We start from the raw sequence: 26,137 nt of genomic DNA, 5'->3' as shown, positions 1-26,137 counted from the left end.
CGCGCTGAGTCACCCCTGCGGTCCTTCTTCGCCTGCTTCGCGCCGGGCGGTGACGAGGGTGTGAACGAGGTTCAGCCGCCCAGCGACTCGGCCAGCTCCGCGGCCAGTTTCCGTGCCCTGTCCTGCATTTCCTTGCTGTCCGGGACCGCGCCCACGGTCATCGGCTGCTCCGCGTACTCGACGGTCACCACCACGTTGGACGTGCGGAACGCCACAGTCACCGTGCGCTGCTGGGCGGTCGAACCGGCGCTGTCGAGCTCGTCGTCGAGGAACGCCTCGTCGCCGAGGTCCTCCAGCAGACGGGGCTGGAGGTCGGTCGGGGCGACGGAGGGCGAGGCGGACGAGGGCGGGGACGAACCGGCGTCCGCGGACGGGCCGGTGGAGGAGGACGCGGAGGGGGAGGCGGACGTGGAGGGTGAGGGGGAGCCCGTCGTCGTCACCACCGGCTCGGGCAGTTCGGCCGCCGACTGCCTGGTCGCGAAGAGCTCCTCGGCCTGGGCGTCGTCGCTGACCGCGTTGTCGTAGGAGACGACCCGTTCGAAGTCGACCAGCAGGTGGTTGGTGGCCTCGGCCGACTCCACCTTCCAACGGCAGCCCACCTTGCGGTCGGTGTCGTAGGTGAGCGTCGCCTCGCCCCCGTACGCCTTCTCGCGCCTGGTCTCGTCGGCCATCTCCCCGATGCCGGGCAGGAGTTCGCCGAGCGTCCTGGGGTCGACCACGCCGCACGGCTCGGGCAGTGTGGCGTACCGGCCGGGCTGGGCCGCCGGGGAGGCCGAACCGGCGGTGCCCGGGTTGGAGTTGTCCGACGGTCCGCCGTCGTCCGAGCTGCCGGTGCAGCCGGCCAGCACGGCCGCCAGGAGCGCGGCGACGCCGGGTACGTACGCCCTCCGCTGCACGGCCGGGCTCCTCTCGACGGTGGGGGCGGGCCGGTGCCCGCCGGGCCCTCCCAGTGTCCCCGCTGGTTAATCGCTTGCCGCAGGGGGGCGCCCTTCACAGACAATGTGTATCGCACGCACTGCCGTGGACGCCGGTCCGTCATCCCTTTTCGTCGACCTTGGCACCGGTATTGCGCTTCACGGACTTCTGTTTGTCTTCCGGGGGAATGAGGGCGTTATGTCGTACGTCGAGATGCCGGGCGCGAAGGTGCCGATCCGGATGTGGGCCGATCCGGCGACGGTGGAGGGCGGCGCTATGCAGCAGCTGCGGAACGTGGCGACGCTGCCGTGGGTCATGGGTCTGGCGGTCATGCCGGACGTGCATTACGGCAAGGGCGCGACGGTGGGCTCGGTGATCGCCATGAGGGATGCGGTGTGCCCGGCGGCGGTCGGCGTGGACATCGGCTGTGGTATGTCCGCGGTGAGGACTTCTCTGACGGCCGACGACTTGCCGGGTGACCTGTCCCGCGTCCGGTCGAAGATCGAACAGGCGATCCCGGTCGGGCGGGGCATGCACCGCGAGGAGGTCGACCCGGCGCGGCTGTACCGGTTCCCGACCGGGGGCTGGGACTACTTCTGGTCGCGGTTCGACGGGGTGGCGGATGCGGTGAAGTTCCGGCGCGTTCGGGCGGCGTTGCAGATGGGCACCCTAGGCCAGGGCAACCATTTCGTGGAGCTTTGCGTCGATACATCCGGTTCTGTCTGGCTCATGCTCCACTCCGGGTCCCGCAATATCGGCAAGGAGCTCGCCGAGCACCACATCGGCGTGGCCCAGAAGCTGCCCCACAATCAGGGGCTCGTCGACCGGGACCTCGCGGTCTTCGTCGCTGACACCCCGCAGATGGCGGCCTATCGGCACGACCTCTTCTGGGCACAGGAGTACGCGAAGTACAACCGCGCGATCATGATGGCACTCTTCCAGGAGGTCGTCCGCAAGGAGTTCAGGAAGGCGAAGGTCACCTTCGACCCGGTGATCTCCTGCCACCACAACTACGTGGCGGAGGAGCGGTACGAGGGGATGGACCTCCTGGTGACCCGTAAGGGCGCGATTCGGGCCGGCTCGGGGGAGTTCGGGATCATCCCGGGCTCGATGGGCACCGGTTCGTACATCGTGAAGGGTCTCGGGAATGCGGCCTCGTTCAACTCGGCCTCGCACGGCGCCGGCCGGAAGATGAGCCGGAACGCGGCCAAGAAGCGCTTCACGACGTGGGACCTGGAGGAGCAGACGCGGGGCGTGGAGTGCCGCAAGGACTCCGGTGTCGTGGACGAGATCCCGGGCGCGTACAAGCCGATCGAGAAGGTGATCGAGCAGCAGAGGGACCTCGTGGAGGTCGTGGCCAAGCTCAAGCAGGTCATTTGTGTGAAGGGCTGAGGTCGGTGTGGCGCCGGGCCGGCGGCGCCCTCGATTCCTGTGTCAGACGGCGGGCGTCATCACCTGGCCGGTGCGGAGGCGCCACAAGCGCATGAAGCAGCTTTGCCGGGTGCGGCCGAGGACGGCGGCCGCGGCCGTCGGATCGCCGAGCCGGAGCAGTTCGTGGTCGTCCTCCGGGGTCCACCGGCGGCGGGGAGGGGCGATCCTCATGTCGGCGGGCCGGGTCCAGCTCTGAATCGAAGCAGCGTTGGCCCTCTTGTGGTCCAGAGAGAGGCTGCCGGGGTAGTAGAGGTGCTCGGCGAGCCGCTGTGCCTGCTCCTTGAAGTAGGTGAGGACGTAGACCTGGTCACGGGTGTTGCGGCGGAGGGTGCGCTCCGCGCCCGTGATCTCCTTCGCGAAGCGGATCACGTACGCGGCGAGATCGGTGCTGGCCGACGTCAGGGAGAAGTACGGGAATCCCTCGGCCGTCCAGCCGAGAGAACCGTCGGCGTCGATGATTCCCCGGATGTAGTCGCGGTGGCGGAAGTCGACGTTGGGTGGCCGGATGAGCAGTGACTTCTTGCCGTACGGGATACCCAGTTCATTGACGGTGGTACGGGCTTCGAGGGAACACACGGTCCAGATGGCCGAGCGGTGCTGTTCGGTGAAGTTCGTGGCGCGGACCCGCTCTCTGATGGAGCTGTGATACGGGGTCAGGCGCTGGAATTCATGGAGGATGTGCACGTCCCGCGCGTTGATCTCGACCGACAGGCGTCCCTTCTGCCCCGTGCCCTGGTGCAGGTGGCCATCGGCCTGGAGGAAGCCGAACATGTAGGCATAATCGGGGTCTTCGAGATCCATGAAACGGCGGGCGGGCGCGCTGAGGCCCTGTTCGACCATGGAAGTGGTGCCTTCCTGACGGTGAGGCCCCCGGCCCGGACGGCAGTCCTGGCCGAGGGCCGTTCCTTGACTCGGCGTTCAACCTAGATCGAATGTTTCTGCCCCGGCCGGGTGATCGATGGCGTTCACCCCTGCGGGTTACCGGACTTGTTCGGGTCGGTTCCCGGGGCCGACGTCACGCCTCCCGGTGCACCTTGGAGTTGGACGCCTGGGCGCGGGGGCGGACGACCAGGAGGTCGATGTTGACGTGGGGAGGGCGGGTCACCGCCCAGGTGATGGTGTCGGCGACGTCGTCCGCCGTGAGGGGGTCGGGCACGCCCTGGTAGACCTTCTCGGCCCGCTCGGTGTCGCCGCCGAAGCGGGTGAGGGCGAACTCCTCCGTCCTGACCATGCCGGGCGCGATCTCGATGACGCGGACCGGGCGGCCGACGATCTCCAGGCGGAGGGTCTCGGCGAGGACGTGGGCGCCGTGCTTGGCGGCGACGTAGCCCGCGCCGCCCTCGTAGGTGGAGTGGGCGGCGGTGGAGGAGACGACCACGACCGTGCCGTCACCGCTCGCGTCCAGCTTGGGGAGCAGGGCCTGGGTGAGGTGGAGGGTGCCGAGGACGTTGGTCTCGTACATGGTGCGCCAGTCGTCCGGGTCACCGGTGGCGACCGGGTCGAGGCCGAGCGCGCCGCCGGCGTTGTTGACGAGGACGCCGATGGTCTTGAAGGCGGTGGCGAACTCGTCGACGGCCGCGCGGTCGGTGACGTCGAGGGGGTAGGCCGTGGCGGCGTGGCCGGCGGCGGTGATCTCCTCGGCGAGGGCCTCGATGCGGTCCTTGCGGCGGGCGGTGAGGACGACGCGGTAGCCGGCCGCGGCGAGCCGGCGTGCCGTGGCGGCGCCGATTCCGCTGCTCGCGCCCGTGACGACGGCGATACGGGACGCGGCGGGCGGTGCGGCGGTGGCCATGGGGCTGCTCCTCGGGCGGTCGGGGCCGTGCCCGGTCAGCATAAGCGGGGGTGATGGGCGGGGGGTCAGCCGTTGCGCGGGGCGTACATGATCACGGCCATGCCCGCGAGGCAGACCAGGGCGCCGGTGATGTCCCAGCGGTCCGGGCGGTAGCCGTCGGCGACCACGCCCCACAGGATCGAGCCGGCGACGAAGATGCCGCCGTAGGCGGCGAGGACGCGGCCGAAGTGGGCGTCGGGCTGGAAGGTCGCGACGAAGCCGTAGGCGCCGAGGGCGAGGACGCCGCCGGCCGCCCACATCCAGCCGCGGTTCTCCCGTACGCCCTGCCAGACCAGCCACGCGCCGCCGATCTCCAGCAGCGCGGCGAGGACGAACAGGGCGGCGGAGCGGAGGATCAGCATGTCGGCAGCTTCGCACGCGGGGCGCGTGTCACCTGTTGGAGGGCGCCTGGTGGGGGCCGCGGCGGGGATACATGCGGTACATCCGACGGACGGGGAGGTACGGGCATGCCGGTGAGCGCGCGGCCGCGGCTGATGGCGGAGCTGGCCGTGGTGTCCCGGCGGTACATGGCGTCGCAGGCGTTGTTCAACCAGGCGCTCGCCGACCATCTGGGGCTGCATCCCACGGACCTGCAGTGTCTGAACCTCCTGACGCTGGAGGGCGGTCCGGTGACGACCGGGAGGATCGCGGAGCTGACGGGGCTGACGACCGGGTCGGCGACGCGGCTGGTGGACCGGCTGGAGCGGGCGGGCTATGTGGCCCGGGAACGGGACGCGGCGGACCGGCGCCTGGTGCTGGTGGCGCCGGTACCGGAGAAGGCCGCGGAGTTCGAGCGGGTGTGGGAGCGCCTCGGGGGCGGCTGGGTCGCGTTCTTCGACGACCTGGACGACTCCGAGCTCGCCCTGTTCATCGATCACCTGAGGCGCACGACGGACTACGGTGCGCGGCAGGCGGCGCGGCTGCGGGCCGGGGAGGCCGGGTAGGGCGGCGGTCCGGTCGGCCGCCTGGCTGTATGGACCTGAAGCGTTGTTGACGCAGCTGACAGGTGGCCGGCCGCCGAGTGCGGTGCCGCGCGCTGCACGGGCGGCGAGGCGGAGGCGGGGTGCTTCGACGCCGTACTGGACGCGGCGGTGCCCGGCGAGCGGGCGCCGGCGTGGGTGCGGGACGGGGGTGCGTACGCCGGTTTGATCCCGCGGGCGGAGCCGGCGGGCGGGTGCGGGGTGCGGGTGGCCGCCGTCGAGGTGGTCCCCGACGGGGCGCGGCTGGCGGAGCTGGTGCGGCTGGTGGACGAGGGGGTGCTGACGCCGCGGGTCGGGGGCACGTATGCGCTGGCCGACGCGGTGAAGGCGCACGTGCGACTGGCGGAGGGCGGGGCGCGGGGGCGGCTGGTGCTGGTGCCGTAGGAGCGCCGTCGGGGGTACCCGGTGTCGGGGGTGGCGGGGGCGCTCGGCGTCGGCATCGGGGGCGGGGGCGCTCCGCGTCGGGGACGGGGGCGCTCGGTGCGGGGGAATAGCGAGGGGCGGGGTGTCGTTCCAGGGGTATAGTTGAACCGTCAACAATCTGGAGGGTGAGCGGGCATGCAGTTCGGGATCTTCTCGGTCGGGGATGTCACTCCCGACCCGACCACGGGGCGCACGCCGACCGAGCGTGAGCGCATCAAGGCCATGGTCGCCATCGCGCTGAAGGCCGAGGAGGTGGGCCTGGACGTCTTCGCCACCGGCGAGCACCACAACCCGCCGTTCGTGCCGTCCTCGCCCACCACCATGCTCGGCTACATCGCGGCCCGCACGGAGAAGCTCGTCCTCTCCACCTCGACCACCCTGATCACCACCAACGACCCGGTGAAGATCGCCGAGGACTTCGCGATGCTCCAGCACCTGGCCGACGGCCGGATGGACCTCATGATGGGCCGCGGCAACACCGGCCCGGTCTATCCCTGGTTCGGCAAGGACATCCGCCAGGGCATCAACCTCGCGATCGAGAACTACGCCCTGCTGCACCGCCTGTGGCGCGAGGACGTCGTCGACTGGGAGGGCACGTTCCGCACCCCGCTGCAGGGCTTCACCTCCACGCCCCGCCCGCTGGACGACGTGCCGCCGTTCGTCTGGCACGGCTCCATCCGCTCGCCGGAGATCGCCGAGCAGGCCGCGTACTACGGCGACGGCTTCTTCCACAACAACATCTTCTGGCCGGCCGACCACACCAGGCGCATGATCGAGCTGTACCGCAACCGGTACGCCCACTACGGGCACGGCACGCCCGAGCAGGCGATCGTCGGCCTCGGCGGCCAGGTGTTCATGCGGAAGAACTCGCAGGACGCGGTGCGCGAGTTCCGCCCCTACTTCGACGTCGCGCCGGTCTACGGGCACGGGCCCTCGCTGGAGGAGTTCACCGCGCAGACCCCGCTGACCGTCGGCTCCCCGCAGCAGGTCATCGAGAAGACGCTGGCGTTCCGCGACTACGCCGGTGACTACCAGCGCCAGCTGTTCCTGATGGACCACGCCGGCCTGCCGCTGAAGACCGTGCTGGAACAGCTCGACCTGCTCGGCGAGGAGGTCGTGCCGGTACTGCGCGAGGAGTTCGCCAAGAACCGTCCGGCGGACGTGCCGGACGCGCCGACCCACAGTTCGCTGCTGGCCACCGCCCGGCGGAAGGAAGGAGCACGGGCATGAGGCTCGTCGTCGTATCGGCCGGACTGAGCGTGCCGTCCTCCACACGGCTGCTCGGTGACCGGCTGGCCGCGGCCGCCGCCCCGGCGGCCGGGGACGCGGAGGTCCGGGTGATCGAGCTGCGCGACCTCGCCGTGGAGATCGCGCACACCTTCACCAGCGGCTTCCCCGGCGGGGCGCTGTCCGACGCGTTCGACGCGGTGACGGGCGCCGACGGGCTGATCGTGGTCACCCCGGTGTTCTCGGCGTCGTACAGCGGGCTGTTCAAGTCGTTCTTCGACGCGCTGAGCGTCACCGACCCCGACGCCCTCGCCGGGAAGCCGGTGCTGATCGCCGCGACCGGCGGCAGCGCCCGGCACTCGCTGGTGCTGGACCACGCGCTGCGTCCGCTCTTCTCCTACCTGCGGGCCGTCGTCGTCCCGACCGGCGTCTACGCGGCCTCCGAGGACTGGGGCGCGGAGGGCCTGGACGGGCGCATCGAGCGGGCGGCCGGCGAGCTGGCCGGGCTGACAGCGGGTCTGGCCGCCACCCGCCCGCAGCCCCGGCGGGACTCCTTCGAGGAGGTCACCCCCTTCGAGGAGCGTCTGGCGGCGCTGCGGCCCGCCGGGTGAGATACGAGTAAGAAGCCGGCCCCGGTGCCCTCCACCGGGGCCGCGGCACGTGGGCGGTTGGCACACTGGGCGCGTGCCGCACACCGTTCTGCTCGCCGAAGACGACCGCGCCATCCGCAACGCGCTGGAGCGCGCCCTGACCCTGGAGGGCTACCGGGTCACGGCCGTCGCCGACGGGGTCGAGGCCCTCGCGCAGGTCCACCGCAGCCGGCCCGACGTCCTGGTGCTGGACGTGATGATGCCCGGCATCGACGGGCTGCAGGTGTGCCGGGTGCTGCGCGCCGAGGGCGACCGCACGCCGGTGCTGATGCTGACCGCGCTGGTGGAGACCGCCGACCGGATCGCGGGACTGGACGCGGGCGCCGACGACTACGTCGTCAAGCCGTTCGACGTCGAGGAGGTCTTCGCCCGGCTGCGCGCCCTGCTGCGCCGCGCGGCGCCCGCCCCGCCGGCGCCCGCACCGGAGCCCGTACCGGAGCCGAGGCCGGGGCCCTCCCGACGGTTCGTCGAGGCGGCCGGGCTGCGCATGGACCCGCAGGCTCGCCGGGCCTGGCGGGGCGGGCGGGAGCTGGAACTGACCCGCACCGAGTTCGAGCTGCTGGAGCTGCTGATCCGCCACGCGGGCGTCGTCCTCGAACACGCCACGATCTACGACCGCATCTGGGGCTACGACTTCGGCCCCGGCTCCAAGAACCTCGCCGTCTACGTCGGCTACCTGCGCCGCAAACTCGACGAGCCCGGCGCGCCCCAGCTGATCCACACGGTGCGCGGGGTGGGTTACGTGCTGCGGGAGGGCTGAGTGCCCGTGGACGGCGCGTACGGGACGGACGGCCGCGCGTACGGGACGGACGGCCGCGCGCACGGGACGCCGGGGCCCGTTCCGCGCAGGAGGCTGCGGCTGCTGTCGCTGGGGACGACGTTCGCGGTGGCGTTCGCGGCGGTCACCGCCACCGTCACCGTGCTGGTCGGCATCCTGTCGTACAACGCCGCGGCCCGGCTGGTGCGGGTGGACCAGCAGTCCGTGTTCGACGAGGTCGTGCAGGACCTGCGGAGCGAGGTCCGGGACAACCGGATGACACCGCTCGACTTCTCCTCCGCCGCGCCCGGCCACGACCTGGTGCGGCCCGCGCGGACCGACGTCCAGGTGCTCGGCCCCGACGGCAGCGTCTTCGACCCGGGCGACCCCGGGCTGCCGGTCGTCGACGCCGACCGCCGGATCGCCGGGGCCGCCGCGGCGGGACGGGTGGTCGTGCACGCGGGCGTCGACGTCGGCGACGACGTCTACCGGGTGGCGACCGTCTCGCTGGGCGGTGAGCGGGGCGCGGTGCAGGTGGCGCAGGAGTTCAGCGACACCGAGGACCTGCTGCGCGCCCTCCAGCGGCGCACGCTCGTCCTGATGGCGGCGGTCGTGGTCGCCGCCGGGCTGTTCGGCTGGTGGCTGGCCCGCCGCATCACCCGCCGCCTCGTCGTCCTGACCGACGCCGCCGAGGTCGTCGCCCGCACCCGGCGCCTCGGCATCCAGGTGCCCGTCGCCGGCAACGACGAGGTGGGGCGCCTCGGCCGCGCCTTCGACCGGATGCTGGGCCGGCTGGCCCAGTCCGAGGAGGACCAGCGCCGGCTGGTGCAGGACGCCGGGCACGAACTGCGCACCCCGCTCACCTCGCTGCGCACCAACATCTCGCTGCTGCGCCGCATCGACGAGCTGCCGCCCGGCACCCGTGAGGAACTCGTCGCCGATCTCACCCAGGAGGCCCGCGAACTGACCGACCTCGTCAACGAGCTGGTCGAGCTGGCGGCCGGGCAGTCCTCCACCGAGCCGCCGCAGCGGGTCGACCTCGCGGACATCGCCGAGGACGTGGCGGGACTGGCCCGGCGGCGCACCGGGCGGGAGATCGTGGTCGGCGCGAGCGGCGACACCACGACCCACGGACGGCCGGTGATGCTGACGCGGGCGCTGTCCAACCTGGTCGAGAACGCGGTCAAGTTCGACCGGGAGGGCCGCTCGCCGGTCGAGATCCGGGTCTCGGGCCCGGCCCGTCCGGGCACGGTGCGCGTCGAGGTGCGCGACCGGGGGCCGGGGATCGCCGAGGACGACCTGACCCGCGTGTTCGACCGCTTCTACCGGGCCGCCGACGCCCGGTCCCTGCCCGGGTCGGGGCTCGGCCTGTCCATCGTCCGCGAGGTGGCCCTCGCCCACGGCGGCGCCCCGTACGCCCACCACCGCGAGGGTGGCGGGACGGTCACCGGCTTCACGGTGGGCGGTGGGGCGGGGGCCGGGCCGGGGCCGTGAGCGGTCCGGGGGCAGCCGTGCCGCGACGGCGACGGCGGTCGCTTCCGCATCGACGTCACCTTCCGCATCGACGTCCCCTTCCGCATCGGCATCCGCACCCGCGGGCAGTGGTGCGGCAGGCGTAGCGGGTGCTCCGGCTGCGCAGGTATGCATGGGGGGCGGTCGGACGTCGTCCCCGTGCGAGGGGAGGGCGACACATGCTGACGGATGCCGAGGCGGCCGCGCTGGCGGCGGTCGACGAGGAGGCGCTGGGGCGGACGCTGCTGGAGCTGATCGCGGTGCCGAGCGTGACGGGGAGCGCCGCCGAGTCGGAACTCCAGCACCAGCTGGCCGGGCGGCTGGAGTGGCTCGGCCTCGATGTCGACCTGTGGCCGCTGGACCTGCCCGCACTCCGCGCCGACCCGGACTTCCCGGGCACCGAGGCGCCCCGGGACGAGGCGTGGGGGCTGGTCGGCACCACCCCCGACGGTGGCGACGGGCCGACGCTCATCCTCCAGGGCCACGTCGACGTCGTACCGCCGGGTGACCTCGGGGCGTGGGACGGGGATCCGTTCGCGCCCCGGGTGACCGGGGACCTGGTGCACGGGCGCGGGGCGTGCGACATGAAGGCGGGGCTCGCGGCGCACCTCGCCGCGCTGGCCGCGATACGCACGTCCGGGACACGGCTGCGCGGCCGGGTCGCCGCGCACTTCGTGGTCGGCGAGGAGGACGGCGGCATCGGTGCCTTCGGCACCCTGCGGCGTGGTCACGGCGGCGACGCGTGCGTCATAGCGGAGCCCACCGCGGGCACCCTGATCACCGCCAACGCGGGCGCGCTGACCTTCCGCCTCTCCGTGCCCGGAAAGGCGGCGCACGGCAGTGCGCGGGAGCAGGGCGTGAGCGCCGTCGACGCGTACCTGCCGCTGCACCGGGCGCTGGTCGCGCTGGAGACCGAGCGGAACCGTGACCCGGACCCGCTGCTCGCCGAGTACCCGATCCCCTACGGCCTGTCCGTGGGCACGCTGCGGGCCGGGGACTGGGCGAGCAGCGTGCCCGATCTGCTGGTCGCCGAGGGCCGGTTCGGGGTACGGCTCGGCGAGGACCCGGCGCGGGCGCGGGCCGCGCTGGAGCGGTGCGTGGCCGAGGCGTGCGCCGCCGACCCCTGGCTGCGGGACCACCCGGCGACGGTGAGCTGGCCGGGCGGACAGTTCGCGAGCGGCCGGCTGCCCGAGGGGCACGCCCTCGCGGACACGGTCGGGACCGCGCACGCCGAGGCGACGGACGGCGGCGGCTCCCGGCCGAGGCTGCGCGGGGCCACCTACGGCAGCGACCTGCGGCACTACACCGGGGCGGGCATCCCGACGCTGCAGTACGGCCCCGGGGACATCGCGGTCGCCCACAGCGCACGCGAGCACGTCTCCCTGCGCGAGACGGTGCGGGTGGCGCGGGCGCTGGTGCTGACGGTGCTGCGGACCGTCGGCACGAAGTGAGGGGCGGGACACCGACGGCGTTCCGCGTGGACACCTGACCCCGGGCCCGCCCCCATGGGACACTCGGGCCCGTGATCATCGAACGTGCGTACGCACACCAGGGCTCCCGCGACGAGGGGGAGTGGCCCTGGTCGGTCCCCTGTGTGCGTGAACTCCTCGGCGACGGACTGCGGTTCACCGCTCCGGTGACTTTCGTCGTCGGGGAGAACGGCTCGGGCAAGTCCACCCTCGTCGAGGCCCTCGCCGAGGGCTTCGGCCTGGACCCCTGGGGCGGCTCCCACGAGTGGCGCTACGCCAGCCACCGCACCAAGTCCGTCCTCGGTGAACGCATCCGCTTCGACGCCGCCCCCGGGGGCCGCCGGATGATGGCCTCCTGGTCCGCCCGCCAGGGCTTCTTCCTGCGTGCCGAGACGGCCCTGGACGCCCTCGGCCGGGAAGGGCTCGACCCCGACGCGCGCAGCCACGGCGAGGGCTTCCTCGCCGCGTTCCGCGGCAAGTTCCTGCGCCCCGGCCTGTATGTGCTGGACGAGCCGGAAGCGGCCCTTTCCTTCTCCTCCTGCCTCGAACTGATCGGTCACATCGACCAGCTGACCCGTGCCGGCGCACAGGTGATCTGCGCCACCCACTCGCCCCTGCTGACCGCGCTCCCCGGCGCGGACATCGTCGAGGTCGGCGACCACGGCATGCGCCGCACCACCTGGGACCACCTCGCCCTGGTCGACCACTGGCGCCGCTACCTGGCCGACCCGGGCGCCTACCTGCGGCACGTACTGGAATGAGGCCCCCTCGGGATGGTTCCCCGCTTTCCGTTATCCGGCCCGGGGCGGCGGCTCTCCTGAGGTGACAGGGCCAGGACAGTACGGTCCAGGACCGAGAAGGAGTGTGGACGAGCGTGGCAGCGAGCAGCGGATGCGGCAGGGAGACGGTCGAGGCGGCACGGCGTGGCGACATGCGCGCCCAGGACGAACTCGTCGCCGCCTACCTCCCGTTGGTCTACAACATCGTGGGCCGGGCCCTGAACGGGCACCCCGACGTCGACGACGTGGTGCAGGAGACCATGCTGCGCGCCCTCGCCGCGCTGGGTTCGCTGAAGGATCCCGCCGGTTTCCGGTCCTGGCTGGTCGCCATCACCATGAACCAGCTCCGCCACCACTGGCGCGATCACCGTACGGCGCCGCCCAGTTCGGCGCTGCACGACGCGTACGACGTCGCCGACCCGGGCGCCGACTTCGTGGACCTGACGATCGTGCGGCTCGGCCTGGAGGGCCAGCGGCGGGAGGCCGCCGAGGCCACCCGCTGGCTGGACCCCGACGACCAGGCGCTGCTGTCGCTGTGGTGGCTGGAGGCGGCGGGCGAGCTGACCCGGGCCGAGGTGGCGGCCGCGATGGAGCTGTCCCCGCAGCACACGGCGGTGCGGGTGCAGCGGATGAAGGCTCAGCTGGAGACGGCCCGGCTGGTGGTGCGGGCGCTGGCCGCGCACCCGCGCTGCGTCCTCCTCGACGACGTGGTCGCGTCCTGGGACGGCGCCCCCTCGGCCCTGTGGCGCAAGCGGGTCGCCCGCCACGTCCGGGACTGCACGGTGTGCGCGGGCTTGGAGTCGGGGCTCGTTCCTGCGGAGGGGCTGCTGGTCGGCCTGGGCCTGGTCCCGGTGGGCGCCGGCCTGCTCGCCGCGTCCGCCCTGTTCACCGTCTTCGGCGCCGGCACGGCGGACGCGACGCCGGTGTCCTTCGCCGGGGAGGCGACGGGAGCCGACGGGTGGGGCACGGCGCCCGGTGCGGGCGAGACGGGGGTGCTGTCCGCGGGGCCGGGCGGGACCTGGCCGGACGGGGACGGCGGTGCGCGGGCGGGGGCCGGCGATGCGCGGGGCGGCCGGGGGACGGCGTACGGCGACGGCACCGGACCCGCGTCCGGCTCCGACCCCTCCGCGAGCCCGGAAGCCGGTCCCGTGGTGGGCCACCGCACGCACCTGCGCGCCCGCAGCCGTCAGCGCAGGCGGCGCGGCAGGACCGTCGCGGCGGTGGCCGCCGCGCTGCTGGTCACCGGCGGCACGATATCCGCGATAGCCGTCCTGACCCCGGACGGCGACACGGACCGGGTGCGGGCGGCCGCCGAGAGCGCCCCGGACTCGTCCCTGCCCACCCCGGGGTCCACCGCCCCGTCCGCCGAGGCGTCCTCCACCTCCCCTTCCGCCTCGTCCTCCCCCTCGCCCAGTGCGTCCGCCACGAAGCCGAAGCCCAGCGCCACGCCCGGCCCGGACACGTCCGAGACGAAGGCCGCCCCCGCACGCACCACGGCACCCGCGAAGCCGCCCGCGCAGCCCGAGCCCAAGGCCCCTGCCGCTCCCCCTGCCGGAGGCCCCGCCGCCCAGGTCCTGAGCCTCACCAACACCGAGCGCGCCAAGGCGGGCTGCGGCCCCGTGAAGGCCGACGACCGGCTCGCCAGGGCGGCCCAGCTGCACAGCGAGGACATGTCCGCCCACAACTACTTCTCCCACACCGGGCAGAACGGCAGCAGCTTCGTCGACCGCGCCAAGGCCCAGGGCCACCCGAGCCCCGGCGCGGAGAACATCGCCAGGGGGCAGAGTTCCGCCGCGAGCGTCATGGACGCCTGGATGAACTCCGAGGGCCACCGCGCCAACATCCTCAACTGCTCCCTGAAGTCCCTCGGCGTCGGCGTGACGCAGAACGACTGGACGTGGACGCAGGTGTTCGGCTTCTGAGACAACCGCCGGCGGTGGACCGCGCCGTGCGCGGGCAGCGGACAACGCGGCGGACCGAGTGCCCCGACGTACCTCACATGCGGGCGAGGATCTCGGCCTTCTTTGCCGTGAACTCCTCCTCAGAGAGGATGCCCGCGTCCCGCAGTTCCGCCAGCTGTCGCAACTGCTCGACGGGCGTACTCGCCTGCGGCGTGGGGGCGGCAGGCTGAACCGGGTGAGCGGCGGGAGGCGCCTGGTCGGGGGCGGGGACCTTGCCGAGCACCAAGTCGGTGAGCAGTGCCTTGATGCCGGGGGCGGAGTCGTGCGGCACCCGGAAATCGATCGTGTTGCCCGAAGCCACCACGACCACCTTGGTGTACAGCAGACCGTCCCGCTTGGTCACCACGCTGGAGATGCTCTTGACCGGGATCATCTCGCTGCCGGCCTTGGAGCTGCGGACCCCCGTGGCCAGCAGCGAGGCGCCGCCGGTCAGGAAGCCGGCCGTGAGCTTCTTGGCGCTCATGCCGCCCCGCGCCCACTCGACCCGGTCGTGATAGATGGCCACGTCGGCGTTCCTGCCCTCGATGTGGCTCTTGAAGGTCATCAGCGCATTGCTGGACATATGGTGCTCCTGACTTCGGTGCGGCGTGGTACGTGCCGCCTACACCTAGACACGCACCATTAGGTGAAGGTTGTACGAATGCCGGTCACCGGTCGGCCGCCTCCCAGGCGAAGCCGTCCGGGTCGGTGAACGGGCCGGCGGGGCTGGTGACCGTGAGGCGGTGCGATCCCGTGCCGTCCGGGGACACACCGGCCACCTTGGCCAGGCCGCGGCGCTTGTACAGCGACAGCTTGACGGTGTCGGGGGCGGTGGTGAACTCGACGTACTTGCCGCCGAAGCTCTTGCCCACGGTCAGGCCCCGCTCGACGTAGAACTGCTTGCTCGCCTTGACGTCCTCGACGCCCAGCAGGAGCACGATCTCGTCCACGTCCCGGGTGGCCGGGCCGGTGTCCTTCTTCGAGGAGGTCGCGAGCTGCCAGACCGTGCCGTCGGGGGCCTGGACGACACCGCCATAGCCCCACAGCGACTTCGAGGCGGGCTTCAGGGTGGTGGCGCCGGCGTCGAGGGCGGCGGCCTGGAGGGCGTCCACGTCGCCCGGCTGGGACACCACGAGGGAGAGGGTGAACCCGCGGAAGCCGGTGGAGGGGGCGTCCGAGCCGCGCACGCGCACCCGCGCCGGGTCCAGGGCGAAGGCGTCGGCGTAGAAGCGTGCGGCGGCGTCGGGGTCGGCCACCTCGAGGGTCACGGAGTCGATGGAGTTCATGCCTTCGACGGTAGGGGCGACCCGGGCCCGTCCGCTTCTCGAAAACTGACCGGTCAGTGACCGCCGGTGAGCTCGCCGCTGAGCGTCCTGTGGATCCGCGCGCTGGGTTCGTTCAGCCCGACGATCTCGACCTTCTTGCCGCGCTGGGCGTACTTGGTCTCGATGGCGTCCAGGGCGGCCACCGACGAGGCGTCCCAGATGTGCGCGGCGGACAGGTCGACGACCACCTTGTCGGGGTCGGTGGCGTAGGCGAACTGTCCGACCAGGTCGTTGGACGACGCGAAGAACAGCTCACCCGTCACCCGGTAGACCACCGTGCCGCCGTCGGGGTCGGTGACGGCGGTGACCTCGGCGAGGTGGGCGACCCGCTTGGCGAAGACGACCATCGCGGTGACCGATCCGACGACCACACCGACGGCGAGGTTGTGGGTGGCGACCACACACACGACGGTGACGACCATGACGGTGGTCTCACCGGCCGGCATGCGCCGGAGTGTCTTCGGCGCGACGGAGTGCCAGTCGAGCGTGGCGACCGACACCATGACCATGACCGCGACCAGCGCCGCCATCGGGATGTCGGAGACGATCGGCCCGAAGGCGATGCACAGCACCATCAGGAAGGCGCCCGCCAGGAACGTCGACAGCCGGGTACGGGCCCCGGACACCCGCACGTTGATCATGGTCTGGCCGATCATCGCGCAGCCGCCCATGCCGCCGAAGAAGCCGGTGACGACGTTGGCGATGCCCTGGCCCACGGACTCGCGGGTCTTGGAGGAGTGGGTGTCGGTGATCTCGTCGACCAGCTTGGCCGTCATCAGCGACTCCATCAGGCCGACCAGGGCCATGGCGAGCGCGTAGGGCGCGATCGTGGTGAGCGTGTCCAGGGTGAACGGCACGTCCGGCAGCCCGGGCACCGGCAGCGAGGACGGCAGCTCGCCCTTGTCGCCCACGGTCGGCACGGCGATCCCGGCGCCGACCGTGAGGACGGTGAGGACCACGATGGACACCAGCGGTGCCGGGACCACGGTGGTGACCTTCGGGAAGAGGACCAGCAGCGCCAGCCCGGCGGCGAACAGCGGATAGACCGGCCACGGCACGTCCATCAGCTCCGGCACCTGCGCCATGAAGATGAGGATCGCCAGGGAGTTGACGAACCCGACCATGACGCTGCGCGGCACGAACCGCATCAGTTTCGCCACCCCGAGCGCGCCGAGCGCGATCTGGAAGACACCGGCCAGGATGACGGCCGCGACCAGGTAACCGAAGCCGTGGTCACGGTTGAGCGGTGCGATGACCAGGGCGACGGCACCGGTCGCGGCGGAGATCATGGCCCGGCGGCCACCGACGAACGCGATGGTCACCGCCATCGTGAACGAGGCGAACAGACCGACCGCCGGATCGACCCCGGCGATGATCGAGAAGGAGATCGCCTCGGGAATCAGGGCCAGCGCCACCACGAGACCGGCCAGCACCTCGGTGCGCAGCACCTTCGGGTCGGAGAGCCAGGACGGGCGCCGGGAGCCGCGCAGCCAGGCGGAGGGGGACAGAGCGGAAGTGGACAAGACGAAGTGAACCTGTCGTGCTCGGGCATGCCCGGCATCGGTGCGGGCGCGCGGGAAGGGCAGGGGAGGCATGCGGGACACGGGGGCCGGAGGGGCCGTCCGTGAAGTCCGGGGGCGGCGGACCGGCGTCAGGGGGCAGCGGCGCGGCGAGGCGTGCGGAGAAGCGGCGGCGCCGGCGGGCGAAGGGTCACGGCGGGCAGACAGCGGCGCCGGGCAGCACGGACATGCGCACGCTCTCTCCTGTGGACAATGGTCTTCGCCGGGGGCTTCGTCGGCCCCGACACGGCTGACCCGGGCAACTCTACCCTAACGTTAGGGTAGAGATCGGTGTCGGCTGCCCGCAGCCCCGGCGAGAGACGAGGACGGCACTTCGCGTGAGCAGCGCACACATGCAGATCGGCGAGGTCGCCGCACGGACCGAGCTCTCGCTGCGCACCATCCGGCACTACGAGGAGACCGGCCTGGTCATCCCGTCCGCCCGTTCCCAGGGCGGATTCCGCCTCTACACCGAGGCCGACGTGGCCCGGCTGATGGTCATCCGCCGGATGAAGCCGCTCGGCTTCTCCCTCGACGAGATGCGCTCCCTGCTCGAAGCCACCGACCGGCTGGACTCGGGCGACGCGCTCTCCCCCGAGCTGATGGAGGCCCTGCTGGAGCGCATCCGGGACTTCGAGCGGGCCGCCCAGCAGCGGGTGGAGACCCTGCGCACCCAGCTCGCCCGCGCCGAGGAGTTCGCCGCCGACCTGGCCCACCGCCTGGCACCGGAGGCCACCCCCACGCCCTGACATCGCGGGCGGAAACCCGCTCCCCCGGCCGGGGCCGCCGGTCAGCGTGCCAGCAGGTCGATCACGCCCGCCAGATCCTCCTCACCACCGCCCTCGGCCAGGCGGCGGCGCATCAACGCGAAGTACGGCGCGAGCAGTTCCGGGCTGACGCCCTGCTCCTCGGCGGTGCGCAGGAAGGTCGGCGTGCCGGCCACCTGCATGGCGAGGCTGGAGACGACGCCCTCGGTGTGGTCGCCGCTGCGCAGCCGGCCCGCGGTCCCGTGCACGGCCGGGGCCATCGCGACCAGCCAGTCGGCGAGGAACGGGGCGAAGGCGACGGGGTCGACGTCCGCCGCGCGGATCAGGGCGAAGGCGTGCGCGGCCCCGGCGAACATGCCGTACATGGCGCTGAGCAGGGCCACGTCGTGCAGGGCCGCACCGCCCGCCTCCTCGCCGACATAGGTGGTGCCGGCGGGCACGGCCAGCGTCTCCCGGTGCCGCTCGAACAGCTCCCGCGAACCGCTGTAGAAGACGTATCCGCCGCTGTCGGGCGTGCCGATCATCGGAGGGACGGCCATGATCCCGCCGTCCAGGTAGCGGGCGCCGCGTGCACGGGCCCACGTGGCGCGCGCACGGGCCTCGCCCGGTGTGGTGGTGGTCAGGTTGACCAGGTCCTTGCCGGCCAGATCGGCGCCGGCCAGCGTCTCCTCCACCGAGGCGTCGTCCAGCAGGCAGACGACGACCAGCGTGTTCGCCGCGACGGCGGCGGCGGCGCTCCCCGCGACCGTCGCCCCCTCGGCGGCGAGCGGCGCGGAGCGGGCCGGGGTGCGGTTGAAGACGGTGAGCGGGTGCCCGGCGGCGAGCCAGGTGCGGGCCAGCGCGGTGCCCATCGCGCCGAGGCCCAGCAGCGTGACGGACGTCTTCCGGAAGGTGTTCTGTGCCATGCCGCATAGGCTGGAGCCAGGCCCGGAGGCGATCAAGTACGCACTTCGGAGTGGGTGGTTACCCCGGGGTGAGCGAGCACGTAGAAGGGGTGAGGCATGACCACGCTGAACCGGCCCGGCACACCGCACGGCCACGTCTGCGGCATCGACACCGCGATGGAGGTGATCGGCGGCAAGTGGAAAGTGCTGATCCTCTGGGCGCTCCACGAGCACCCCCACCGCCGCTTCGGCGAACTGCGCCGACTGCTCCCCGGCATCACCGAGAAGGTGCTCGCCTCGCACCTGCGCGAGATGGAGACGGACGGCATCGTGCGCCGCGTCTCCTACGAGGAGGTGCCGCCCCGCGTCGAGTACTCCCTCACCGAGGACGGCAAGCGCCTCAACACCGCCCTCGAACCACTGGCCGCCTGGGGCAGGGACCGGACGCCCGAACCGTCCACGGTCGTCGCCGAGCGCCCTGGTGTCTCGGGACCGGCTCGTCCCGCCTGAACCGGGGCCGGGAAGCGCCGTCCTGACGGCGGCCGGGCCCCACTCCCCCCGGGCAGGCCCTCTTTACTGTGACGCGGATCACCGCGAGAGTGCTGAGTGCCGGACGGGGGAAGTTTCCGTACCCCACAGGACGGCGGGGCCGGGAATGCGAGGATGAGCCGCCATGACTGCTGGGTGGTGCTTCCGCACGACACGGGCCGCGGTGTTCGCGGCCGTCTGCGTGCTGCTCGCCGCCCTGGGGCACAGCCTGATGTCCGGCGCCACGGTGCCGTGGTGGGCGCTCGGCAGCGCGACGGCGGTGGTCGGCGGCGCGGTATGGGGCCTGGCCGGCCGGGAGCGCGGGCTGCTCCTCGTCTCCCTGGCCGTGCCGGCCGCCCAGACGGCACTGCACCTGTGGTTCTCGTACGCGCAGGAGCTGTCGGCCACGCCCGGGTCGCCGGGCGCCGGACCGCATCCCGTGGAGCACGTGACCTCGGCGGCGCACGCGGGCCACCCGGCCCACACCGCCCACGCCACACACTCGCCGGAGGGGATGTCCTCCGCGGGCATGCTCGCCGCCCATCTGCTGGCCGCGCTCCTGTGCGGCCTGTGGCTCGCACACGGCGAACGCGCGGTCTTCCGCATCCTGCGGACCCTCGCCGGATGGCTGGCCGCCCCGCTGCGGCTGCCGCTCGCCCCGCCCACACCCGCGCACCACCCGAACGTCCCCGCCCGCCGCGGCCGGAGCGACCGTACGCCGCGCCGGCTGCTCCTCGTCTGCACGATCACCTCTCGGGGCCCGCCCACGGGGACCGCTGTCCTCTGAGACAGCCGGTTCCCCGACCCCGTCCCCGGCACCACGATGCGCCGGGACGGCTCGGGCAACGGGCGTACGCCGCCGTGCGCGCGCACGCCCGCCACCCCCCCCGCCCACACCGGATCCGCCGCGTGCCCCGCACGCCCCGGTCCGGATGCCGGACGTCCGCATGCCGGAGGTCCGGATTCCCGAAAAGGACACCAGGTGATCGGTCCTGCCCTGTCTGTCGCACCCGAGAACACGCGACACGCCGCGAGAACACGTGAGGACACCCCCACCGTCGACGAGTCGACGACCGCCTGGCTGCTGGCCGCCCGCGGCGGCGACCCGGCGGCCGTGGAGAACGTCGTCCGTGCCCTGCACCGAGACGTCCGCCACTACGTCACCTATCTCAGCGCCGACCCCCAGGCCGCAGAGGACCTGGCACAGGACACCTTCCTGCGGGCCCTCGGCAGCCTGCACCGTTTCGAGGGGCGCTCCTCCGCCCGGACCTGGCTGCTGTCCATCGCCCGACGCGCGGTGATCGACAGCTACCGGTACGCCTCCGCCCGGCCCCGCCCCGCCGACACCGACGACTGGCAGGCGGCCGCCGAGGGCGCCCAGCCCCGCGGGCTGCCGGGCTTCGACGACGGCGTCGCCCTCGCCGACCTGCTGGACGCGCTGCCCGCGGAACGCCGCGAGGCGTTCGTCCTCACGCAACTCCTCGGGCTGCCCTACGCGGAGGCGGCCGAGCTCAGCGACTGCCCGGTCGGTACGGTCCGCTCCCGGGTCGCCCGCGCCCGCTCCTCACTCATCCGGTCGCTGCACGACGCCGAGCGGGCCGAACCGGCGGGCGCCGCGGCCTGACGGACCCGGGGGCCGGCCGTGGCGGGCGGTCACGGAGGCTCGGGGACCCGGCCGTGTCCCCGAGCCTCCGTGGCGCCTGCGCCCCCGGCGCACCCGCCCTGGAACGCGTCACGCGGACGGCGTGCCGCGGCGCCTGGACCACCACACGCCGCCGGCCGCGAGCAGCGCCACGGCACCGGCACCGATCCACACGGCGGGAGACCCCCCGCCGTCCTCGCCCGCGTTCTCCCCGGCCGCCTGCCGCGTGGACGGCGTGTCCGCCGGATCCGGCCGCTCGCCCGCCGAGGCGCCGGCCGGCGCGGCCGTCGTGGCCTTTGCGGTGGGGCTCGGGGCGACCGTCTTCGCCCCCGGTTCGGCGGCGCCGAGCTTCAGCGTCGGAGCGGGGTGGCCGTGCCCGTGCCCGTCGCCCCCCGAGTCCTCGAGCTCGACCCAGCGGTCGACGCGGCCGTCACCGTAGGACTGGAGCGTCTTGAAGACCAGTTCCCTGGCGTCGGGCAACTGCCGGACCGTCACCGAGAATGCGGCGTCCTCGCCCTTGGTCAGTTCGGGGCCCGAGACGGTCCAGCCACGGCTGGTGGTGTCGAACTTCCAGCCCTGCGGGCCCTGCTCGTAGGTGATGTCGGTGGGGACGAGCCCCTCCGGGAGGACCACCTCCAGCTTGGTGATGCCGGCGGAGGAGGACTCGGACGCGGCGTGGAAGTCCAGGGTGACGTTCTGCGCGAGGGCGCGCGCGTCCTTCCCCGTGACTTCCGTATGGGCGTACGCCGGTCCGGCGACGGCGACGACGGCCGTGGCGAGGACCGCGCTGACGGTGGCGAGACGGCGTGCGGTGCGCGCCTTGCTGGGACGGGACACAACGGACTCCGGGTGTTCGTCGGTGGTGAGCGGCAACTGAGGATCGTTCAGGCAGTCGGACGGCACGTCCGGTGAGTTCCGGCCGGACGGTGTGGCGCGCGTCACGTGGCGGCGGAGCGGAGGCCGTCCGACCCGATTGGGCACCGCCGGTACGGGAAGACGGGGACGCGGGCGACCGCACCGCGACCGGCGGGTACGGCGACGCCTGCGTCCGTTTCGTCTCCGGACTCGTGGGCGGCCTGCCGGCGGTCGGCGGAGTCCTCTACGTCGGCGGAGCGCTCGACTGAGCCGGACCTGCCCGCGCACCCGTCCGCCGCGGGCACCGCGGGGTCAGGCGGCCGCGGCAGGGCGGGGTTCGCCGTGGAAGACCTGCCGGGCGTGCCAGTCGCGGTGGACGGAGGCGACGGGGCGCGAGCCGGGCTGCGGGCCGATGAGCGGGCGTCCCGCGAGGGCCGTGACCTGCTCGCGGGCGGCGGGGCTGTGACCGACGAAGCGTTGGGAGACCAGGACGCGCTGGTCGTCCCCCACGCCGAGGACGCCCTTGTCGAAGAGCCTGTGGTGCAGCGAGCACAGGCACAGCCCGTTCTCGACCTCGTCGGGTCCGCCGAACGCCCACCAGCGCACGTGGGCGGCCTCCAGGCCGACCGGTACCGCGCCGATCCTGCCGTCGTAGCCGCAGAAGGCGCACCGGTACTCGTAGGCGGTCAGCACCAGTTCCCGCATCCGCGGGTCCCGCTGCCTGCGTACCACCGCCGAGAGCCGCTCGGCTCGAGCCGGTTCCCGTTCCAGGCCGACGGCCTCGCGCAGTTCTCCGTGCAGGGAGGGTGGGAAGTGCTGGTCGAGAAGCAGTCGCGTGATCCTGTCCAGCAGGTCCGGTTCGCGTCGCAGGGCCGCTCGCAGGTCCGGCGCGAGCCGCCCGGTGGCGCCCGTCTCGCGGAGGTCCCGCACCCCGGTGCCGGGACTGCCCGGACCGCGATCGGTGCGGACCTCCCAGACACCGTCGCCGACCAGGTGGTGGAAGGGGTAGGCGGGTGTGGTCCGGTTCGGCGGGCCGTACTCGGTCAGCAGGTGCCGCAGGTCCTGTTCCACGGCGCTGTAGCGCAGGTCACCGTCGGCGTCGTGGTGGAACCGGCCGAGGGCGTACAGGAGCAGCAGCGGTTTGTGCGGAGCGCGGGTACCGCTCCTGGTCCACTGCCTCAGCTTCGCGATCCGCTCCAGCCAGTCCATGCCCGCTGATGGTAGACGGGCGGCGCGTACCCGCACCGGGCCGCCCGTGACGTCGTGATCGGAGCCGCCGCGCCCGGCCCGCCCTGGCACCTCGCCCCGCTCGGACTGCGCGGCCCGCGCGGCCACGTCGCGACCTCCGGGACCCTCGCCGCTGGTGAGCCCCGCCCGCACCTACTCGGTTACGGCGACTGGACCGGACCTGCCTCCGCCACCCTTGTCGGTGTGGGCCGCCCCGCCCGCGAGGCGGTCCGACGGATCGCGCGTCAGCAGAACCTGAACAGGCGCGGAGCCCTCGCCAACCGGAGAGCCGCAGGGCACATCACCACCCTCGGCGGAACCGATGTGCCGTCCCTGTGCCCCGGCCGCCTGACGGCCCCGCTCCGGCACGGACAAGGGCGAGGCCCGAAGACCTCGCCCGACTCTCACGAAACCCGGACTCAGGGCCACACCAGGCAGTACGGCTGATGCCCCGCCTCATGCAGCCGGTGCGAGAAGTCCTGCCACTCGTGCAGTAGTCGGTACACGTTGAACGCGTCGCGGGGGCCGCCGCGGTCCGGGACCGTGGACCAGATGAACGCCGCCGCGCCGACCGCTTCCTCGCCTATGCCGCGCAGGGGGTCGACGACCGTCATGGGGAGCTTCACGACCGCGTAGTCGGGGTGCAGGACGACCAGCTCCAGGGGCGGGACCTTGTGCAGGGGGACGCCCTCGATGCCCGTGAGGACCATCGCGGCCATGGTCTCCGGCTTGATCTTGGTGAACATGCCGTTCATGCCGAGCTCGTCGCCGCCGAGCTCCTCGGGGCGCATCGAGATCGGGACGCGGGCCGCGGTGGCGCCGTCCGGCGCGCCGAAGTACTTGTACGTCACCCCCACCCGACCACCATTCCCGCTCCCCGGCCCGCTCAGGGGGCCGATCCGCTCCGGCTCGCCGTGGGTGCGGCGTGTCTCGTCCGATTCCTCCGCCTCGCGTCGGTGCCTTCCCCGCCGGGCACGTCGAGGACCCAGGTCGTCAGTCCCCTCGCCCAGTCCGCCACCGCGATGCATATCTCCACCCGACTGCTTTTCTAGGGCGCGCGGGCCCCGCCGCGCAACCCGATCATCGTGACAGTGACCTCCCCCACGGCCGCCCGCCGAAACGTGCGGTCGGACATCTCGTCCGGGGGACGGCCGCGGCCCCTCGCCGCCCTGGCCGTGTGAGCTGTGTGTACCAGACGACAGTTTCGCAGATCACGGCGAATCGGGGGCCGGATGCCGAAGGCCGCCGCTGGCCTACCCTGAAACACGTCACACGCACCCGCAGCCCGGCGAGAGTCCCGGGACGTCGGAGAAGGTCGGAGAAGTCGCAGGTCATGAGCGAACTGCCATATTCGTACGAAGCCCAAGCCTCGCAGGCGCTGTTCGATCGTGCCGCGGCCGTCACTCCCGGTGGTGTGAACTCACCGGTGCGTGCCTTCCGGGCCGTCGGCGGCACCCCCCGGTTCATGGTGTCCGGAACCGGTCCCTACCTCACCGACGCCGACGGACGCGAGTACGTCGACCTCGTGTGCTCGTGGGGTCCGATGATCCTCGGGCACGCGCACCCCGAGGTGATCGCCGCCGTCCAGGAGGCCGTCGCACGCGGTACGTCCTTCGGCACCCCCGGTGAGGGCGAGGTCGCGCTCGCCGAGGAGATGGTCGCCCGGATCGAGCCGCTGGAGCAGGTGCGGCTGGTCTCCAGCGGGACCGAGGCCACCATGTCGGCGATCCGGCTCGCCCGGGGGTTCACGCGGCGCACCAAGGTCGTCAAGTTCGCCGGCTGCTACCACGGGCACGTCGACTCGCTGCTCGCCTCCGCCGGGTCGGGGGTGGCCACCTTCGCGCTGCCCGACACGCCAGGCGTGACGGGCGCGCAGGCAGGCGACACGATCGTGCTGCCGTACAACGACCTCGACGCGGTGCACGCCGCGTTCGCCGCGCACCCCGGTGAGATCGCCTGCGTGATCACCGAGGCGTCGCCGGGCAACATGGGCGTCGTACCGCCGCTGCCCGGGTTCAACCAGGGGCTCAAGGACGCGTGCGCCGCGAACGGCGCCCTGTACATCTCCGACGAGGTGATGACGGGCTTCCGCACCAGCCGCGCCGGGTGGTACGGCGTCGACGGGGTGCGGCCCGACCTGATGACCTTCGGCAAGGTGATGGGCGGCGGCTTCCCGGCCGCGGCCTTCGGCGGGCGCGCCGACGTCATGGCGCACCTCGCCCCCGCCGGGCCCGTCTACCAGGCCGGCACCCTCTCCGGCAACCCCGTCGCCACCGCCGCCGGCCTCGCCCAGCTGCGGCTGCTCGACGACGCCGCGTACGAGAAGGTGAACGCCGTCTCGGCGCAGATCCAGTCGCTCGTCACCGAGGCGCTGAGCAAGGAGGGCGTCGCGCACACGCTGCAGAACGCCTCCAGCATGTTCTCGGTGTTCTTCACCGACCGGCCGGTGCGGAACTACGAGGACGCCAAGGCGCAGGAGTCGTTCCGCTTCACCGCGTTCTTCCACTCGCTGCTGGCGAGCGGCGTCTACCTGCCGCCGTCGTCGTTCGAGTCCTGGTTCGTGTCCACGGCCCACGACGAGCGGGCCGTGCAGCGCATCGCCGACGCCCTCCCGGCGGCGGCCCGGGCGGCGGCGGAGGCCACGGCATGAGCGCCCACGGCACGAGCGCCCCGGACAAGGGCGACGACATCACCGTCGTCCACCTGATGCGGCACGGCGAGGTCGACAACCCCGACGGTGTCCTCTACGGCCGGCTGGCCGGCTACCACCTCTCCGAGCTGGGCCGGCGCATGGCCGACCGGGTGGGTGAGCACCTCGCGCCGCGCGACATCACCCATGTCGTCGCCTCCCCGCTGGAGCGGGCGCAGGAGACGGCCGAGCCGATCGCCAAGGCGCACGGCCTGGACATCGCCACCGACGAGCGGCTGATCGAGGCGGAGAACGTCTTCCAGGGCAAGACCTTCGGCATCGGCGACGGCGCGCTGCGCCGCCCGGCCAACTGGAAGCACGTCGTCAACCCCTTCAAGCCGTCCTGGGGCGAGCCGTACGTCGATCAGGTCATCCGGATGATGGGCGCGCTGAACGCGGCGAAGGACGCGGCGCGGGGGCACGAGGCGGTGCTGGTGAGCCACCAGCTGCCGATCTGGATCGTGCGGTCCTACGTCGAGAAGCGGCGGCTGTGGCACGACCCGCGCAAGCGGCAGTGCACCCTCGCCTCGCTGACCACGTTCACCTACCGGGGGGACAGGATCGTCTCCGTCGGCTACAGCGAGCCGGCCCGCGACCTCGTTCCCGCGCACCTGCTGGCGGGCGCCAAGCCGGTGAAGGGCAAGGGCAAGGCCTTCGGGGCGTAGCCGCGCGCCAAGGGGTGCGCAACGGACGTGGGTCCCGGGAGGTCACGGCCCCCGGGACGTCGTTGCGAAACCTCCTCACGTG

General features: G+C 72.9%; 26 protein-coding genes and 2 pseudogenes. 17 read left to right on the top strand and 11 right to left on the bottom strand.

Features of this window, described 5'->3' with window-relative positions; all coding sequences use genetic code 11:
• Positions 1-71: 71 nt before the first annotated feature.
• A complete protein-coding gene (locus ACZ6A9_RS04135; protein ID WP_468977743.1) occupies positions 72-896 on the bottom strand; it encodes a DUF3558 domain-containing protein in 825 nt (274 codons plus the stop codon).
• Between the two features lie 217 nt (positions 897-1,113).
• Between ACZ6A9_RS04135 and ACZ6A9_RS04130 the strand changes: the two genes are divergently transcribed.
• Positions 1,114-2,307, top strand: coding sequence for an RtcB family protein (locus tag ACZ6A9_RS04130; protein ID WP_468977973.1), 1,194 nt, complete (start codon positions 1,114-1,116; stop codon positions 2,305-2,307).
• A 42-nt stretch (positions 2,308-2,349) separates the two neighbouring features.
• Here ACZ6A9_RS04130 and ACZ6A9_RS04125 read toward each other — a convergent pair whose 3' ends face one another.
• From ACZ6A9_RS04125 to ACZ6A9_RS04115, 3 genes are all read right to left on the bottom strand, one after another.
• Positions 2,350-3,186, bottom strand: a complete 837-nt coding sequence (locus tag ACZ6A9_RS04125; protein WP_468977737.1) for an LAGLIDADG family homing endonuclease — start codon at positions 3,184-3,186, stop codon at positions 2,350-2,352.
• A 175-nt stretch (positions 3,187-3,361) separates the two neighbouring features.
• Positions 3,362-4,138 (bottom strand): SDR family NAD(P)-dependent oxidoreductase, encoded by a 777-nt coding sequence (locus ACZ6A9_RS04120; protein ID WP_468977733.1) that lies wholly within the window; start codon positions 4,136-4,138, stop codon positions 3,362-3,364.
• A gap of 65 nt (positions 4,139-4,203) precedes the next feature.
• Positions 4,204-4,539, bottom strand: coding sequence for a YnfA family protein (locus ACZ6A9_RS04115; RefSeq protein WP_468977726.1), 336 nt, complete (start codon positions 4,537-4,539; stop codon positions 4,204-4,206).
• 105 nt (positions 4,540-4,644) lie between these two features.
• Here ACZ6A9_RS04115 and ACZ6A9_RS04110 point away from each other — a divergent pair, with 105 nt between their 5' ends.
• The 9 genes and pseudogenes from ACZ6A9_RS04110 to ACZ6A9_RS04070 all read left to right on the top strand — a co-directional run bounded on the left by ACZ6A9_RS04110 (position 4,645) and on the right by ACZ6A9_RS04070 (position 13,896).
• A complete protein-coding gene (locus tag ACZ6A9_RS04110) occupies positions 4,645-5,121 on the top strand; it encodes a MarR family winged helix-turn-helix transcriptional regulator (RefSeq protein WP_468977719.1) in 477 nt (158 codons plus the stop codon).
• Between the two features lie 123 nt (positions 5,122-5,244).
• Positions 5,245-5,541 (top strand): annotated as a pseudogene (locus tag ACZ6A9_RS04105) (zinc-binding dehydrogenase); the annotation flags it as partial.
• A gap of 174 nt (positions 5,542-5,715) precedes the next feature.
• Positions 5,716-6,810 (top strand): LLM class flavin-dependent oxidoreductase, encoded by a 1,095-nt coding sequence (locus ACZ6A9_RS04100; protein ID WP_468977711.1) that lies wholly within the window; start codon positions 5,716-5,718, stop codon positions 6,808-6,810.
• Positions 6,807-7,418 (top strand): FMN reductase, encoded by a 612-nt coding sequence (locus tag ACZ6A9_RS04095; protein ID WP_468977705.1) that lies wholly within the window; start codon positions 6,807-6,809, stop codon positions 7,416-7,418. The genes ACZ6A9_RS04100 and ACZ6A9_RS04095 overlap by 4 nt, the downstream gene beginning before the upstream one ends.
• Positions 7,419-7,491: 73 nt before the next feature.
• On the top strand, positions 7,492-8,217 hold the full coding sequence (locus ACZ6A9_RS04090) for a response regulator transcription factor (protein ID WP_468977699.1): 726 nt from the start codon (positions 7,492-7,494) through the stop codon (positions 8,215-8,217).
• A 93-nt stretch (positions 8,218-8,310) separates the two neighbouring features.
• Complete coding sequence (locus ACZ6A9_RS04085; protein ID WP_468977970.1) at positions 8,311-9,708, top strand: HAMP domain-containing sensor histidine kinase; 1,398 nt, start codon at positions 8,311-8,313, stop codon at positions 9,706-9,708.
• A gap of 197 nt (positions 9,709-9,905) precedes the next feature.
• Positions 9,906-11,177, top strand: coding sequence for an ArgE/DapE family deacylase (locus ACZ6A9_RS04080; protein WP_468977693.1), 1,272 nt, complete (start codon positions 9,906-9,908; stop codon positions 11,175-11,177).
• A 71-nt stretch (positions 11,178-11,248) separates the two neighbouring features.
• Positions 11,249-11,956: an AAA family ATPase gene (locus tag ACZ6A9_RS04075; RefSeq protein ID WP_468977686.1), complete on the top strand. Its 708-nt coding sequence runs from the start codon at positions 11,249-11,251 to the stop codon at positions 11,954-11,956.
• Between the two features lie 170 nt (positions 11,957-12,126).
• Positions 12,127-13,896, top strand: a complete 1,770-nt coding sequence (locus ACZ6A9_RS04070) for a sigma-70 family RNA polymerase sigma factor (protein WP_468977968.1) — start codon at positions 12,127-12,129, stop codon at positions 13,894-13,896.
• Between the two features lie 73 nt (positions 13,897-13,969).
• Here ACZ6A9_RS04070 and ACZ6A9_RS04065 read toward each other — a convergent pair whose 3' ends face one another.
• From ACZ6A9_RS04065 to ACZ6A9_RS04055, 3 genes are all read right to left on the bottom strand, one after another.
• Positions 13,970-14,497, bottom strand: a complete 528-nt coding sequence (locus tag ACZ6A9_RS04065) for an SHOCT domain-containing protein (protein WP_468977683.1) — start codon at positions 14,495-14,497, stop codon at positions 13,970-13,972.
• 85 nt (positions 14,498-14,582) lie between these two features.
• On the bottom strand, positions 14,583-15,200 hold the full coding sequence (locus ACZ6A9_RS04060) for a glyoxalase (protein WP_468977676.1): 618 nt from the start codon (positions 15,198-15,200) through the stop codon (positions 14,583-14,585).
• A gap of 53 nt (positions 15,201-15,253) precedes the next feature.
• Positions 15,254-16,762 (bottom strand): SulP family inorganic anion transporter, encoded by a 1,509-nt coding sequence (locus ACZ6A9_RS04055; protein WP_468977670.1) that lies wholly within the window; start codon positions 16,760-16,762, stop codon positions 15,254-15,256.
• A gap of 374 nt (positions 16,763-17,136) precedes the next feature.
• Here ACZ6A9_RS04055 and ACZ6A9_RS04050 point away from each other — a divergent pair, with 374 nt between their 5' ends.
• A complete protein-coding gene (locus ACZ6A9_RS04050; RefSeq protein ID WP_468977663.1) occupies positions 17,137-17,547 on the top strand; it encodes a MerR family transcriptional regulator in 411 nt (136 codons plus the stop codon).
• Between the two features lie 41 nt (positions 17,548-17,588).
• Here ACZ6A9_RS04050 and ACZ6A9_RS04045 read toward each other — a convergent pair whose 3' ends face one another.
• Positions 17,589-18,470, bottom strand: a complete 882-nt coding sequence (locus ACZ6A9_RS04045; protein WP_468977657.1) for an NAD(P)-dependent oxidoreductase — start codon at positions 18,468-18,470, stop codon at positions 17,589-17,591.
• A 96-nt stretch (positions 18,471-18,566) separates the two neighbouring features.
• Here ACZ6A9_RS04045 and ACZ6A9_RS04040 point away from each other — a divergent pair, with 96 nt between their 5' ends.
• The 3 genes from ACZ6A9_RS04040 (at position 18,567) to ACZ6A9_RS04030 (ending at position 20,601) form a co-directional block, all read left to right on the top strand.
• Positions 18,567-18,959 carry a winged helix-turn-helix transcriptional regulator gene (locus ACZ6A9_RS04040; RefSeq protein WP_468977652.1) on the top strand — a complete coding sequence of 131 codons (393 nt, stop codon included), beginning with the start codon at positions 18,567-18,569 and terminating at the stop codon, positions 18,957-18,959.
• A 163-nt stretch (positions 18,960-19,122) separates the two neighbouring features.
• A complete protein-coding gene (locus ACZ6A9_RS04035) occupies positions 19,123-19,764 on the top strand; it encodes a hypothetical protein (RefSeq protein ID WP_468977648.1) in 642 nt (213 codons plus the stop codon).
• Positions 19,765-19,959: 195 nt separating this feature from the next.
• On the top strand, positions 19,960-20,601 hold the full coding sequence (locus tag ACZ6A9_RS04030) for a sigma-70 family RNA polymerase sigma factor (protein ID WP_468977644.1): 642 nt from the start codon (positions 19,960-19,962) through the stop codon (positions 20,599-20,601).
• 108 nt (positions 20,602-20,709) lie between these two features.
• On the opposite strand, the gene ACZ6A9_RS04025 is transcribed toward ACZ6A9_RS04030, so the two are convergent.
• On the bottom strand, positions 20,710-21,492 hold the full coding sequence (locus tag ACZ6A9_RS04025; protein WP_468977641.1) for a DUF1775 domain-containing protein: 783 nt from the start codon (positions 21,490-21,492) through the stop codon (positions 20,710-20,712).
• Between the two features lie 294 nt (positions 21,493-21,786).
• The gene (locus tag ACZ6A9_RS04020; RefSeq protein ID WP_468977638.1) at positions 21,787-22,683 is read right to left on the bottom strand and encodes a phosphorothioated DNA-binding restriction endonuclease; all 897 of its coding nucleotides are present in this window, start codon (positions 22,681-22,683) and stop codon (positions 21,787-21,789) included.
• 84 nt (positions 22,684-22,767) lie between these two features.
• Here ACZ6A9_RS04020 and ACZ6A9_RS04015 point away from each other — a divergent pair.
• Positions 22,768-22,944 (top strand): annotated as a pseudogene (locus ACZ6A9_RS04015) (pyridine nucleotide-disulfide oxidoreductase); the annotation flags it as partial.
• 176 nt (positions 22,945-23,120) lie between these two features.
• Here ACZ6A9_RS04015 and ACZ6A9_RS04010 read toward each other — a convergent pair.
• The gene (locus tag ACZ6A9_RS04010) at positions 23,121-23,729 is read right to left on the bottom strand and encodes a hypothetical protein (protein WP_468977635.1); all 609 of its coding nucleotides are present in this window, start codon (positions 23,727-23,729) and stop codon (positions 23,121-23,123) included.
• A 305-nt stretch (positions 23,730-24,034) separates the two neighbouring features.
• Here ACZ6A9_RS04010 and hemL point away from each other — a divergent pair, with 305 nt between their 5' ends.
• Entirely contained in the window at positions 24,035-25,351 is a 1,317-nt protein-coding gene (gene hemL / locus ACZ6A9_RS04005) for a glutamate-1-semialdehyde 2,1-aminomutase (RefSeq protein WP_468977633.1), read from the top strand.
• A complete protein-coding gene (locus tag ACZ6A9_RS04000; protein WP_468977630.1) occupies positions 25,348-26,055 on the top strand; it encodes a histidine phosphatase family protein in 708 nt (235 codons plus the stop codon). The genes hemL and ACZ6A9_RS04000 overlap by 4 nt, the downstream gene beginning before the upstream one ends.
• The last annotated feature ends 82 nt before the right edge of the window (positions 26,056-26,137 follow it).

The organism is Streptomyces sp. NPDC041124 (assembly GCF_055592385.1).
This window is presented reverse-complemented; position numbering and strand designations above follow the sequence as displayed.